Below are 13,059 nucleotides of genomic sequence, written 5' to 3' on the forward strand. Positions count from 1 at the left end.
CTGCTACGCAATAGTCGGACAAATAACAAAGACGGAAACGCAACATGACCACTCGTCGCCGCCTATTGGCCGCAGCCCCAGCCCTTGCCCTGCCCCTGATCGGCGGGAGCGCAGCCGGTGCAAAGGCAACTACGCCCGTCCTGGCTTCAAGACCACCGATGGGTTGGAATTCGTGGAACAGCTTCGCGACCACCCTCACCGAAGAGCAGGCGTTGGAAACGGCGCGGATCATGGCGAACAAGCTGCTGCCGCACGGCTACAGCGTTTTCACGGTCGATATCCAGTGGTATGAACCCGGCGCCACCGGATACGATTATCACGATCAGGCAGCGCTGGTCATGGACGACCACGGCCGCCTGCTGCCGGCGCCCAATCGTTTTCCGTCGAGCGTCGATGGCAAGGGCTTCAAGCCTCTGGCCGACCAGATCCACGCCATGGGACTGAAGTTCGGCGTCCACCTGATGCGCGGCATTCCGCGCCTGGCGGTCGAGCGCAAGCTTCCGGTTTTCGGAACAAATTATACCGCCGCCGACATTGCCGACGTCAACAGCACCTGCGCCTGGAACAAGGACATGTACGGTGTCGACATGACCAAGCCGGGCGCCCAGGCCTATTACAATTCGGTCTTCGCCCGGTTTGCGCAATGGGGCGTCGATTTCGTCAAGATGGACGATATGAGCCGCGTCTATGGCGAGCACTATCGCGAAATCGAGGCCGCCCATAAGGCGATACTGACGTCGAAAAGGCCGATGGTTCTCAGTCTCTCCCCCGGAGAGACCGACCTGAAATGGGCCAAACATGTCCAGACCTACGCCAATATGTGGCGCATTTCCGACGATTTCTGGGATGAGTGGCGTCTGTTGAAGGACCAGTTCAAGCGTCTGGAAAACTGGAATCCCTACCGCATGCCCGGCCATTGGCCCGATGCCGATATGCTGCCCCTGGGCGTTCTGGCGCTCGGCAACCGAAAGACCAAGTTCACACCCGACGAACAGCAAACCCTGATGACGCTGTGGTCGATCGCCCGTTCTCCGCTGATCATGGGCGGCGATCTGCGCGCCTTGGATAGCGAAACCCTGGCCTTGCTGACCAATGACGAGGTGCTGGCCGTCAACCAGACCAGTTCGCACAATCATCCGCTGGCCTATAAAAATGACGGCGACGATTTCACCCTGTGGGCAGCCCGCAGCGCCACGCCTGGCCGTTATTATCTGGCCCTGTTCAATGTCGAAGACACGGCGAAACAGCGCTACGCCCTGTTTCATACCCTGGGTCTGAAAGGCAAATGGAAGGTGCGCGATCTGTGGACGCACCAGGACCTGGGCGCATTTACCGACAGGTTCGAAGTCGATCTGCCGCCGCATGGATCGGGGCTTTACGCACTGTCGCGGGCCTAGGAAGCCGCGCGCAATTGGCCTAAGATCATGGCATGACCGACGATCTGCTCTCGCCTACCGATTCGCCTGTAAATGGGTCGCCTGCCCCGGGTTCCAATGCCGCTGCCTATTCCGTTTCGGAACTGGCCGGCGCGCTGAAACGGACGCTGGAGACGACCTACGACCATGTACGTCTGCGCGGCGAAATCTCCAAGGTGACGCGCCATTCGTCGGGTCACGTCTATCTGACCCTGAAGGACGACAAGGCAGCGATCGACGGCGTTATCTGGAAGGGTCAGGTCAGCCGCCTGCAAACCCAGCCGGACTACGGCCTGGAAGTCATTGTCAACGGCCGGATCACGACGTTTCCTGCTTCATCGAAATATCAGATCGTTATCGAACAGATGGAAGTGGCGGGCGTCGGCGCGCTGCTGGCCCAGTTGGAGCGGCTGAAGCAGAAACTGCACGGCGAAGGCCTGTTCGCTCCTGATCGCAAGCGCGCCCTGCCCTTCGCGCCACGCACCGTCGGCGTGATCACCTCGCCGACCGGGGCGGTGATCCGCGACATCCTGCATCGTATTCGTGACCGCTGGCCGTGCCGCGTCATCGTCTGGCCTGTCGTCGTCCAGGGGGATGCCGCAGCACCCCAGGTTATAGCCGCTCTGCGCGGATTTGAATCCGGCGCGGTCCCCCAGCCCGACGTGATTATCGTGGCGCGCGGCGGTGGCTCGGTCGAGGACCTGTGGCCGTTCAACGACGAAAACCTGGCGCGCGCTGTTTCGGCCTGCCGGATTCCAATCATTTCGGCGGTCGGCCATGAAACCGATACGACCCTGATCGACTACGTCTCGGATCGCCGGGCGCCGACACCTACGGGCGCAGCTGAAATGGCGACGCCGGTGATCGGCGAACTGCGAGCACTTGCCGCCGACCTGGAACGACGACGCCAGGCCTGCATGTCGCGCGGCCTCGATGCGCGGCGTGAGAAGCTGGCCATGCTGGCGCGCGCCCTGCCACGGCCGATGGACCTGATCGATGCGGCACAGCAGCGGCTGGACTTCGTCGCACAGCGGCTGGGCGGCGCGCTGAGTAAGAACCTCAACCTGCACCAGACGCAATTTACCCACGCCTCCGCACGCCTGTCGCCGTCCCTGCTGGCGCGCATGGCCGATCAGTCGCGCCAGCGTCTCGACCACACCGGTTTGCGGCTGGGCGGCGCGCTGAAAGTCCATGTCGAGCGCCATCAGGCACGTTTCGCGCCGTTGGGCGGGCGGCTGGATGCCGCGCTCGAACGACGTGTCAAGCTGGCCGGGCAACAGGCGCGGCTGCCAGATATGATGGTGCGGATGGATGCCGCCATGACACGAACAATTGCGCTGCGGTCCGAGCGCCTGGCGCGTCTGGAGCAATTGCGACTGAGCCTGAACCCCGACCGTCCGCTCGATCTCGGATTTGCGCGCGTCAACCGGGCAGATGGCCATGTGGTGACCTCGCCCCTCGGCGTGACAACGGGCGAAGCCCTTGTCCTGACCTTCAAGGGCGACGCGAAACTCGATGTGATCGTGGGCGATTGTGGCACGCTGCCGCCCAAGCCGCAGCCGCAGGCTCAACCCAAAAAAACGCTGCCGCCTCAGGCGCAGCAGGGCAGCTTGTTCTGATCGATCGTACCTCCAAGATGGTTTGATTGTATCGAATAAAAAGCAAATTCGTCGATTTCCCCCCTCTACCCGCCTGAGGGGAGAGGCGGGGCGCCCCGTGGCGTGGCGCGAAGCGCCGGGTGAGGGGTCAATTCCACGTCAGAGCAGCTTCTTGGTTAGAAGAACCCCTCATCCGGGCCTTTGGCCCACCTTCTCCCCTCAGGTGGAGAGAAGGGAATAGTCCGCAATTTCAGTGCTTTTCAAGTTGAGGAAGCCCACGGTCGGTGGAAACTCAACGTGTTAACTCGGCTTGGGAGTTACAATCGATCAGCGCAAAGGTATATTTAACCGCGCCTTATCCGCGGTCTAAATCCTTCGAATCCGGCCGGCGCAGGCTGGTGAAAAAGGCGTCGATCGCCGCGTCATCGTCCAATGTAATAAAATCGCCCGATTCGATCTGAGCTTCACCTTTCGCGATGATGGCTCGCAATCGCTCAAGCTCGGCCAAGTCCTTGTCGACTGCGCACTTTTTGCATAATCAAACTCCGTCCTACGTGCTACATCTGTCGCACTCATAAACTACGGACGAAACCGATGACCACCACAACTGTCAGATCAAGAGGACGAATTACCATACCAGCGGCAGTTCGCAGCGCCCTCAGCCTGTCGCAAGGAGACAAGGTGCACTTTGTTCAAGTCGCAGACAAGCGCGTAGAGATATTCCCGGTCAATTGCTCGGTACAAGCTCTCAAAGGTCTGTTTCGCTCCCGTCGCAAGAGTGTTTCAATCGAGGACATGAATGTCGTATCGAGCAAGGCAAGGCCGCTTGATTAGCGGCGGCAATCGTCCTAACTTATTAGCATGAACATGCACGCCCCTCCGCCCCTGCCCGATCAAGCCGTCCTGCATTACGGAGACGGCGAATACACCATCATGCGTCCGGGCAAGTTCGTGTTGTGCGCGGTCACCGGAAAGCGGATTCCGCTCGATGCCCTGCGCTATTGGAACCCTCGCACCCAGGAAGCCTATGCCGGCCCCGAGGAGGCTCTGCAACGTTGGAAAAGCCTGAATCCGTAACGCGTCGCTTTGTATTGGGCGGCGGCCTGGCCGCAACCGGCGCAGCCCTACCTGCCTTGAGCCAGCCTGTGCCGTTCAATCTCAAGGGCCGTTTCGTACAAAGCGGCTATGCCATGGGCCAGGCCGCGCCCAAAGCGCAGTTCTGGGTCGATGGTACGCCGCGCGGCTATACGTCGGACAATGGTTATTTCTATGTCGGCCTTGACCGCGACGCGCCGGCGTCCTGCCTGATCGAGGTCGACAACGGCAAAGGCCGCGACAGCGCACAGATCACCGTCAAGCCGGGCACCTACGACGTTCAGCGTGTCGACGGCCTGCCGCAGCAGACGGTCACGCCCACCGATCCGGACGTCCTGGCGCGGATCAAGCGCGATTCGGACGTCAAGAACCTCGCCTTCGCCAGCCACGATCCCGGCGACGGCTTCAAGACCGGCTTTATCTATCCGTTGAAAAAATTCAACGTGTCGGGCCACTTCGGCAATCAGCGCATCCTCAACGGCGTACCGAAGAGCCCGCACTACGGCTTCGATATGGCGGCCCCCACCGGCACCCAGATCCATGCCCCGGCCCAGGGACTGGTCGTCCTGGCCGAGCCCGACCTGTTTTACGAAGGCGGCCTGATTCTGATCGACCACGGCCAGGGCATGATTTCCATGTACCTGCACCAGTCGAGGCTGCTGGTGAAAAAGGGCGATCGCGTCACTCAGGCCCAGCCGATCGGCGAGGTCGGCGCAAAAGGCCGTGCGACAGGTCCCCATCTGTGCTGGCGCCTGAAATGGGGTGAACGTCATATGGACCCCAGCCTGATGGTCGGCTGACGGGTGCTTGCCGCCGTCGGATGAATAATTCGCTTGAATTGGTTGCAAGATTAATCATAACACAAAATCAGCGCGGCCCCGGTGGGAGACTGCGGCGTGTGAGTTCGCTTCAACAGCAAGATTCCATTCCGACATGGCCGACTACAGCAGCCTGAAAATCCTTCTCATCGAAGACAATCAGCATATGCGATCGATTGTCAGCGCGATCCTGAAGGGCTCGGGCATGCGCAATATTCGCGAGGCACGCGACGGCGCCGAGGGGCTCGACATGCTGCGCCAGTACCCTGCCGACATTGCGCTCGTCGACTTCAACATGAATCCGATCGACGGCGTCGAATTCACCAAGCTGCTGCGCAATTCGTCAGACAGTGCCAACCCCTATCTGCCCATCGTCATGATCACCGGCCATTCAGAGCGGTCCCGCGTCATCCAGGCGCGCGATTCCGGCGTTAATGAATTCGTCGTCAAGCCCCTGACCGCGCGTGCCCTGCTCAGCCGGATTGATTCGGTCATCATGCGGCCGCGCCCGTTTATACGCTGCAAGACCTATTTCGGGCCTGACCGGCGGCGGATCGACGACAAGGCCTATCCAGGCCCCTTCCGCCGCAATACCGACGGCATGTTTTAGTGATACTCCAAGCGCGACTCTTCGCACTTGGCAAGGGCGACCGCCCGCCCGAGCTTATGCGAGGAGCCATGCGGCGCTTGAGCTGAAACAAAGCATTATACTTCTGTTAGTAAATGTTAACGACCTCTAGGCGACACGCTCAAATCACGCGATAGTCGGGCAGTGATTCTCTGCGCGGACGCGTGGGCTGGTTTTGGAAAAAGACTCCATGGGCAAGATTGTTACGCCACTCCTGATGCTGACCTACGCCATTTTGGGCGCGACGGTGGCGGTCATGATCTTCCGTGGCGGATCGGACAGCGGCACAGCCATTGCCGCCTTTATCGGCGTCCTGGCTGTCTGCGTCGCTTTTCACGCCTACGCTACCCAAAGATTGTCGGAAATCCGCATCGTCAAGGACATCGACATGGTGCGAGACGCCCACCGCCTGATGGTCGACGCGATCGATTCCACGCAAAAGGATATGATTGAACTGGCCGACCGGGTGCAGAACCAACGCACGTCGCGTTCCGAGGAACTGACGTCGGAGGTGCGCATGCTGGAAGACCTGGTCAAGAAGCTGGGTGAAAGCATCGAAGACCGGCTGAACGAATGGCAGTCCGCCCCGGCCGTTGTAGTGCCGCTGCGCGGTTCGCCGTCGATGAATGCCAAGGAAGCCCAGGCTGTGGCGCTGATCGAAACGATCCGCGAAGCCCTGACGCAAAACCGCGTCGATCTGTACCTGCAGCCGGTGGTTTCCCTGCCCCAGCGCAAGACCATCTTCTACGAAAGCTTTTCGCGTCTGCGCGACGTTACGGGCCGCGTGTTGATGCCTGCGGAATATCTCAATGTCGCCGATGCCGAGGGCCTGGTGCCGTCGATCGACAACCTGCTGCTGTTCCGCTGCGTGCAGATCGTGCGCCGCCTGGCCAAGCAGGATCGCCGCATCGGCATCTTCTGCAACATCTCCCTGACCTCGCTGCGCGACGAAATCTTCTTCCCGCAGTTCCTCGAATTCCTCAGCGAGAACAAGGACCTGGCTGGTGCGTTGATCTTTGAACTGGGCCAGGACGCGTTCGCGACGCGCGGCTCGATCGAAGCGCGCAACATGGCCAAGCTGGCCGATCTCGGTTTCCGATTCTCGATCGACAAGGTGATGACGATCGATTTTGACCTGCAGGATCTGCATCGTTCGGACGTGCGTTATGTCAAGATCGGCGCCGGGCTGTTGCTCGAACAACTGCTTGAGGTCGAGGGCAAGCCGGCGCTGAAGTTCCTCAAGGACATCCATGCCGGCGACTATGCCGGTCTGCTGGCGCGCTACGGCATCGAGGTCATTGCCGAAAAGGTCGAGAGCGAAAAGCAGGTGGTCGATATTCTCGATATCGAGATCGGCTATGCCCAGGGCCATCTGTTCGGCGAACCGCGCGCCATCAAGGAACAGGTCCTGGCCGAGACCGACCCGCCGGCGGGCTTTATCAAGTCCACCCTGCCGCAACTGCGCCGCCGGGCTTAAGATTTTTTGCCGCGAAAAACGCTAAAAGCGCGAAAAAAGCAATAAGACATTACGAGCCCGCAGGGTGTCACGCCCGCGGCCAAGTCGAAGACGTTTCGCGCGTTGCGTTTAACCTGTAAAACCCCTTTTTCGCGCTTTTAGCGTTTTTCGCGGCAAAAATGCTTTCCAGCCAACGCTCACAAACTCAAACGGCTTGTAGCCTAGGCGCTTACAAAGGGCGCTCCGCGCCTTATCCGCGGTTTCATCTCTTTCTTCCTTTTCATACAAGGCCCAAGCCGCTAAACAGCGCCGGTATAGTATCCTGGGGCCCCAATGACTCATCCTGTCTTGCTGAACGGTCTGGCCGACGTGGCCAGCGATTACGACGCCATTTTCTGCGATATCTGGGGCGTCATCCATAACGGCCGCCAGCATTTCCCAACCGCCTACGAAGCCCTACGCCGCTACAAGGCCGATTATGGCCCCGTCATCCTGATCTCGAACTCGCCACGGCCCCAGGGTGACCTGGTGACGCAACTGGCCTCACTCGGCATCATGGACGACGGCTATTCGGCAATTATCTCGTCGGGCGACGCGACACGCGAATATCTGCGCCGCTTCGCCCCCCAGGGGCCGGCCTGGCGGATCGGCGATCCGCGCGAACAGAACCTCTATGCCGGGATCGATATCGATCTTAGCGGCACGCCGCAAAATGCCGCCTTCATCTCGTGTTCCAGCCCGTTCGACGACGAGAACGACACGCTGGACCAGTACCAGCACGCCTTCACCATCGCCGCCGAGCGCAAGCTGGTCATGATCTGCGCCAATCCCGACAAGATCGTCCAGCGCGGCGACAAGATCATCATGTGCGCCGGATCGCTGGCCGACTACTATGCGACATTGGGGGGCGAGGTCATCATGGCCGGCAAGCCCTACGCGCCGATCTACGACCTTTGTTACGTCGCAACAGAGAAACTGACTGGCAAGCCTATCGATAAAAGCCGCATCCTGGCCATCGGCGACGGCCTGCCGACGGATATATTGGGCGCCAACGGCCAGGGGCTCGATGTGGTGTTTATCGCTGCCGGAATCCATGCCGTCGAAGCGACCAACGATCAGGGCACGCTCGATCCGCTGTTGCTCAAGGCGTTGCTGGAGGTCGAATCGGCCCAGGCAAAATACGTCGCCGAAGCCCTGCGCTGGCAATAACCTTACCTCCCAAACGGCAAAGGAGCGCGGCTGCCGCCCCCGGCTACCGCGCTCCTCGCACCATCGCAATATTATCATCGTCGGCTCTGACCAGGCCGGTTCGACGTCTTTGCTTGTTATTATCTCGTATTAGTCGAACAGGGCGTCGATATCGTCCTGAGACGCAGCCTTGTTCAGGTCTTCCGGCGACATGTCGAACAGCGCGTCGATATCGTCCTGATTGTTGCTGACCGCCTCCGGTGCAGGCTCAGGTGCCTTGGGCGCCGCGACTGGCGCTGCTGCCGCAGGTTTGGCGGGAGCCGGAGCTGGTGCGGGCGTATCGAACAGAGCGTCGATGTCGTCCTGGCGGGTACTGACCGGTTCCGTAGGCTTAGGCGCGGGCGCCGGAGCGGCCGGCTTGGGCGCCGCGGCGGCGGGTCTGGGCTCGCTCGGGACATAGGCCGGTACCGGCGGGTCGTCGAACATGGCGTCGATGGCGTCTTGCTGGGTTTCCGGTCCGCCGATGGCGGGACCGTTGAGCAGCAGGTCGTGCCGGCGCTTTTCTTCCGGCGTCATTTCCGCCGGCTTGTCGTCCACGCCCAGGGTATTGGCCAGCTTGCCGACCCGTTCCTCGATCTGCTTCAGGACATTGACGACCTTCGACACGCGCTGGCCGGTGATGTCCTGGAAGGAACAGGCCTCGAAGATCTTCATGACCTCATCGTCGACCTTCGCCTTGTAGTTGGCGTCCGAGCTGTCCATGCTCATGATGGCTTCCGCCGAGTTCATGATCGTATGGGTGGCGTTTTCGGTGTCGCGAGTGATGGCTTCCAGTTCGGCGCCGGCGGTCGGGATCCGTTCGTGCGAAATGTCGTGGGGACGCATTTCGCGAATTTCTTCCTTCGCCTTGGCAATGTAGCCAGCGATGATCTTGAATTCGTCAGAGCGCTTCTTGTCGAGTTGCTGGAAGAACCCGCGCATCAGGGCGACCAGAGCCTCGGACTGCTGCATCAGGTTTATGAGCTTGGGTTCGAGTTCGCCGACCATGGCGGGATCAAATCCCTCCAGGTCTACAACTCCGTCCCTCTTGGATGCAGGCTGAACCATGGTATTTCCAACAAAAATAAAGACTTAGAATTCGCCGAGAACGGCGGTGATCTTCTGCTTAAGAGTCGCGGCGTTGAAAGGTTTAACAATGTAATTGTTAACACCGGCTTTCTTGGCAGCAATCACGTTTTCGGTCTTGCTTTCTGCGGTTACCATGATGAACGGCGTGCGCTTCAGCCCGTCGTCGGCACGGACCTTGAGCAACAGCTCATAGCCCGTCATCGGCTCCATGTTCCAGTCGGAGATGACCAGACCGTAGTTGCTCTTCTTCATCTTGTCGAGTGCTTCGGTGCCGTCCGAAGCTTCTTCAACATTTTCAAAGCCCAATTGCTTGAGCAGGTTGGAAATGATCCGCAGCATGGTCTTATAGTCGTCGACTACCAAGACCGGCATGGACATATCGATGGCCATGTGTAAACGCCCCACTTTTTCTAAGGTTGGGCTCTGCAGGACGCAGGCCCTTCGTTTTGAAGACAGTGCCCATATTGCGCGAAATCCGATAAAATCAGGTTAAGAGCGTTTCGTTTTATTATTTATATAAATCAACGATATAGCCTATATTAACCACGAAATATAGTGAAAGTTCTGTACGATTTTGCAGAAAAAGCGTCTCAACCCGGCACAAATTTCATCGACGAACCCGCAGCAGCCCTTGGCACTGCGCGATGGTTCACCTAAAGCAGGTTTCATGAGCAACGCCTTTTATCTTGACGAACTAAGCCTCGAACAGACCGCCTCGCGCATCTTCACGGTCGATGACGCCGCGATCCGCGCCTTTGCCGATGTCTCGACCGATCACAATCCGGTCCATGTCGACGAGGACTTTGCCGCAGCCTCGCCGTTCAAGGGCCGCATCGCCCACGGCATGCTGATGGGGGCCTATATATCGGCCACCCTGGCGTCCGACCTGCCCGGCCGCGGCGCTATCTATGTGTCGCAAAGCCTCAACTTCAAGCGCGCGGTCCGTCCGGGCGACGAGGTCAGCGTCATCGTGACCATTATCGCCATCGACCTGAAAAGCGGCCATGTCACGCTCAGCACCGTCGTCAAGGTCCGCAACAAGACCTTTGTCGACGGTACGGCCGTGGTCATCGCGCCGAAAAGGCCGGCGGCATGAAGCCCTATATACTCGACAACCAGCGCTATCACTGGACCATGTTGACACCCGGCAATATGGAGATCGTCGAGTTGTGGATCGACGACACCGGCGAGGTGTCGATGCTTGGAGAAATCCCGCCCGGCAGCTTCGCCTCGATCGGCAGTTTCGACGGCGTCCATATCGGCCACCTCCAGGTCATGGACCAGGCCCTGAACCGGACGGTCGTCGGGCCGCATACGGTCATCTTCTTCGATCCCCATCCGCACAGCTTCTTCCAGCCCGACAGTGAGCCCTTCCGTCTCAGCCGCATCCAGCAACAGACGCGCATGTTCGATCGCCTGGAGATGGATTACGCGGTCATCATCCGTTTCGATGACAACCTGGCGCGGATGAGCGCCGAGGACTTTGCCAAAAAGGTCCTGAAGGATGCCCTGAAGGTCGCCTTTGTCGGCGCCGGTTTCGACTTCAACTTCGGCGCCCGGGGCGCCGGCAAGGCGAAGGATCTCATCGCCTATGGCGAAAAATACGGCTTCGAGGTGGCGATCCTCGATTGCCGGACCGACGCGGTCGGCAACAAGCTGTCGTCGACGGCGGTGCGCGAGGCGCTCAAGGTCGCCGACCTGAAGACGGTCGAGACGATCCTGGGCAGGCCGCAGGGCTTTCTGGGCGAGGTCGCCTTGGGTGCACAAAAGGGTCGGACGATCGGTTTTCCGACCTTGAACATGGATCTGGGCCCCTATCAGCGGCCGAAATACGGCGTCTACGTTACCGAAACGCGTTTTGAGGACGGGCGTTGGTTCGGCGGCGTCAGCAATATCGGCAACCGCCCGACGGTCGATGGCTTGACCGAAGTGTTCGAGACGCACCTGTTCGACTTCGACGAGGATGCCTACGGCCAATTTGTCGAGGTCTTCCTGATCGAATATATCCGGCCGGAAATGAAATTCGAATCGTTCCCCGAACTGCGGGCGCAGATCGAAAAAGACGCAGCCTATGCCCGCGAGGTGTGCAGTCGGTCGGAAACCCTGAACGGCGGCGATTGATTATCGATAGCGCACTGCACTCCGGTAAAGCTACAAATTGAATCTACGGTAATTTTCAACGCGGAAAGCGCCGAAAAGTCGGACAGACGCAGAAATTCAGGGTGTTGTTGCTATCGCGCGACCTGTTCCCCGAAGCTTTGGCGAAGGGGAAAGCGCCTTCTTGTATGCGTTGCAGCCTGCGAAGAATGAAAGCCCTTCGGACGAAACCTTTTCCGGATCTTCCTTTTCCGCGTCTGTCCGACTTTTCGGCGCTTTCCGCGTTGAAAATTGCTGTAACCTCAAAATTTCGCAGTGTCGCCGTAGCCGAACTCGTCACCTGCCTCAATACCGGCCGCTTTATCCAGCCAGCCCGCCTATTCGCTGATGCAGGCATTGGCCTGATCGACCAGATCGTCAAGCGTCCTATCCTTGCCCGCGGCCAGTTCTTCCGAGGTCGGCATGTCGTTTACGTCGAAATATATTGCGACCAGTCCGCCGCTAAGCGTGTCGAGCGTATCGACCGTCTTGGCAAGGTCGTCATAATCGGCCTGATCGGCAGCCGATGGATTGTCACCCAAGGCAATCTTGTATTGCTTCAAGGCTTCCTGCATGGCGGCGACCTTGTCACCCAACAACAGGCCCGTGACAGCGCATTCCTTTGGACTGGGCTTGGCCTGGGCGACGGTAGCGAGGCCAGTTGCGAGGACCAGGCTTAGGGAACCAGCACAGGCGATTGTACGGCAGAGCGAGACGAGCGACATGATGGACTCCGTGAGGTTTAGGCACGGATGAACTGAATATGGCTGCACGTCGAGCCGTATTTGGAACCTGTCAGCATTTGTAACCCTTGCCCTACAAGGGATTCAGGAACGCCCTGAACAAGCCACCAATGCCAATCTGTGGGAAATCGCTTCCCTAAATCCGCTCTACGGGCTGGCGCAGCAGGGTTTTCAGTTTTGCCGGCTCAACCTTGCGCGGGTCGCTGAGATAGATCTCGTGATGATGCCCCGTCTCTTTCAATCCATTGGCCGGCAGCCATTCCTTATGCAGCCGCGCCAGGGTCGGCGCTTCATCGGCATAGGATCCAACATGCAGGATCTGGGCGCACAGGCCCTCATTCAGGACTTCCAGGCGTACATCTTCGACGCCCGGCAGGCCCTTTTTCATCAGCACTTCCGACTTGGCGGCGGCGAGATGCGCCGGCTCGATCCATTCCGGCTGCAGGATCATCATGGTCCAGGACCAGTCGTCCTTCCTGCCCGATGTAAAGGCCGTCATGTCCTTTGCCCACCACAGACCCTCCAGCGGCCCCACGACATAGTCACGGTCGAAGGCGCGTTTGCTCATGAACTTCAAGGTATAGGACAGGGAATAGAGCGCTTCGACCGCCTGCTGGTAGACGGGCGCCGTGTTCGGATTGCCGTGACCGTCGAACATCAGATAGGGTAACGGCGGCACCTCGATCAGCGCAAATTCCTTCTGCGGCGCGCTGTACAGGCTCTTATATTCGGTCTTGAAATCGATCTTTGACATAATGTGGCACTCCTGTTTTGACCTACAGATAGGCCCCCTTCCTGCCAAAACCTGCCAGCAGGTTTATTGCCGTCCTGAACACCATATTTTGCCTAGCCAG

15 protein-coding genes are annotated in these 13,059 nt (G+C 59.3%); 10 read left to right on the forward strand and 5 right to left on the reverse strand.

Going from position 1 to position 13,059, the window contains the following annotated elements; genetic code table 11:
• The first annotated feature begins 44 nt into the window (after positions 1-44).
• Both AC1DXO_RS08325 and xseA read left to right on the forward strand, forming a co-directional pair.
• Positions 45-1,397, forward strand: a complete 1,353-nt coding sequence (locus tag AC1DXO_RS08325; protein ID WP_476977661.1) for a glycoside hydrolase family 27 protein — start codon at positions 45-47, stop codon at positions 1,395-1,397.
• A gap of 32 nt (positions 1,398-1,429) precedes the next feature.
• Positions 1,430-3,034 (forward strand): exodeoxyribonuclease VII large subunit, encoded by a 1,605-nt coding sequence (gene xseA, locus AC1DXO_RS08330; RefSeq protein ID WP_476977662.1) that lies wholly within the window; start codon positions 1,430-1,432, stop codon positions 3,032-3,034.
• Between the two features lie 334 nt (positions 3,035-3,368).
• On the opposite strand, the gene AC1DXO_RS08335 is transcribed toward xseA, so the two are convergent.
• Positions 3,369-3,521 carry a hypothetical protein gene (locus tag AC1DXO_RS08335; RefSeq protein ID WP_476977663.1) on the reverse strand — a complete coding sequence of 51 codons (153 nt, stop codon included), beginning with the start codon at positions 3,519-3,521 and terminating at the stop codon, positions 3,369-3,371.
• Positions 3,522-3,607: 86 nt separating this feature from the next.
• Here AC1DXO_RS08335 and AC1DXO_RS08340 point away from each other — a divergent pair, with 86 nt between their 5' ends.
• The 6 genes from AC1DXO_RS08340 (at position 3,608) to AC1DXO_RS08365 (ending at position 8,219) form a co-directional block, all read left to right on the forward strand.
• Positions 3,608-3,847, forward strand: coding sequence for an AbrB/MazE/SpoVT family DNA-binding domain-containing protein (locus tag AC1DXO_RS08340; protein WP_476977664.1), 240 nt, complete (start codon positions 3,608-3,610; stop codon positions 3,845-3,847).
• A 27-nt stretch (positions 3,848-3,874) separates the two neighbouring features.
• Entirely contained in the window at positions 3,875-4,090 is a 216-nt protein-coding gene (locus AC1DXO_RS08345; RefSeq protein WP_476977665.1) for a DUF2093 domain-containing protein, read from the forward strand.
• Positions 4,069-4,908 (forward strand): M23 family metallopeptidase, encoded by an 840-nt coding sequence (locus AC1DXO_RS08350; protein WP_476977666.1) that lies wholly within the window; start codon positions 4,069-4,071, stop codon positions 4,906-4,908. The genes AC1DXO_RS08345 and AC1DXO_RS08350 overlap by 22 nt, the downstream gene beginning before the upstream one ends.
• 133 nt (positions 4,909-5,041) lie before the next feature.
• Positions 5,042-5,536 (forward strand): response regulator, encoded by a 495-nt coding sequence (locus AC1DXO_RS08355; RefSeq protein WP_476977667.1) that lies wholly within the window; start codon positions 5,042-5,044, stop codon positions 5,534-5,536.
• A 208-nt stretch (positions 5,537-5,744) separates the two neighbouring features.
• Positions 5,745-7,031 (forward strand): flagella assembly cyclic-di-GMP phosphodiesterase TipF, encoded by a 1,287-nt coding sequence (gene tipF / locus AC1DXO_RS08360; protein WP_476977668.1) that lies wholly within the window; start codon positions 5,745-5,747, stop codon positions 7,029-7,031.
• A gap of 312 nt (positions 7,032-7,343) precedes the next feature.
• The gene (locus AC1DXO_RS08365) at positions 7,344-8,219 is read left to right on the forward strand and encodes a TIGR01459 family HAD-type hydrolase (RefSeq protein ID WP_476977669.1); all 876 of its coding nucleotides are present in this window, start codon (positions 7,344-7,346) and stop codon (positions 8,217-8,219) included.
• Positions 8,220-8,348: 129 nt separating this feature from the next.
• Here the strand turns inward: AC1DXO_RS08365 and AC1DXO_RS08370 are convergent, their stop codons facing one another.
• Together AC1DXO_RS08370 and AC1DXO_RS08375 are read right to left on the reverse strand one after the other, a co-directional pair.
• A complete protein-coding gene (locus AC1DXO_RS08370) occupies positions 8,349-9,305 on the reverse strand; it encodes a protein phosphatase CheZ (RefSeq protein WP_476977670.1) in 957 nt (318 codons plus the stop codon).
• Positions 9,306-9,329: 24 nt separating this feature from the next.
• Positions 9,330-9,716 (reverse strand): response regulator, encoded by a 387-nt coding sequence (locus tag AC1DXO_RS08375; RefSeq protein WP_023455036.1) that lies wholly within the window; start codon positions 9,714-9,716, stop codon positions 9,330-9,332.
• 277 nt (positions 9,717-9,993) lie between these two features.
• Between AC1DXO_RS08375 and AC1DXO_RS08380 the strand changes: the two genes are divergently transcribed.
• Both AC1DXO_RS08380 and ribF read left to right on the forward strand, forming a co-directional pair.
• Positions 9,994-10,422, forward strand: a complete 429-nt coding sequence (locus AC1DXO_RS08380; RefSeq protein WP_476977671.1) for a MaoC family dehydratase — start codon at positions 9,994-9,996, stop codon at positions 10,420-10,422.
• A complete protein-coding gene (ribF, locus tag AC1DXO_RS08385) occupies positions 10,419-11,447 on the forward strand; it encodes a riboflavin biosynthesis protein RibF (RefSeq protein WP_476977672.1) in 1,029 nt (342 codons plus the stop codon). Before AC1DXO_RS08380 ends, ribF begins: the two co-directional genes overlap by 4 nt.
• A 353-nt stretch (positions 11,448-11,800) precedes the next feature.
• Here ribF and AC1DXO_RS08390 read toward each other — a convergent pair whose 3' ends face one another.
• Both AC1DXO_RS08390 and AC1DXO_RS08395 read right to left on the reverse strand, forming a co-directional pair.
• Positions 11,801-12,187 carry a hypothetical protein gene (locus AC1DXO_RS08390; protein ID WP_476977673.1) on the reverse strand — a complete coding sequence of 129 codons (387 nt, stop codon included), beginning with the start codon at positions 12,185-12,187 and terminating at the stop codon, positions 11,801-11,803.
• Positions 12,188-12,341: 154 nt separating this feature from the next.
• Complete coding sequence (locus AC1DXO_RS08395) at positions 12,342-12,959, reverse strand: GyrI-like domain-containing protein (protein ID WP_476977674.1); 618 nt, start codon at positions 12,957-12,959, stop codon at positions 12,342-12,344.
• Between the last annotated feature and the right edge of the window lie 100 nt (positions 12,960-13,059).

The organism is Asticcacaulis sp. P2_C5, from assembly GCF_056404555.1.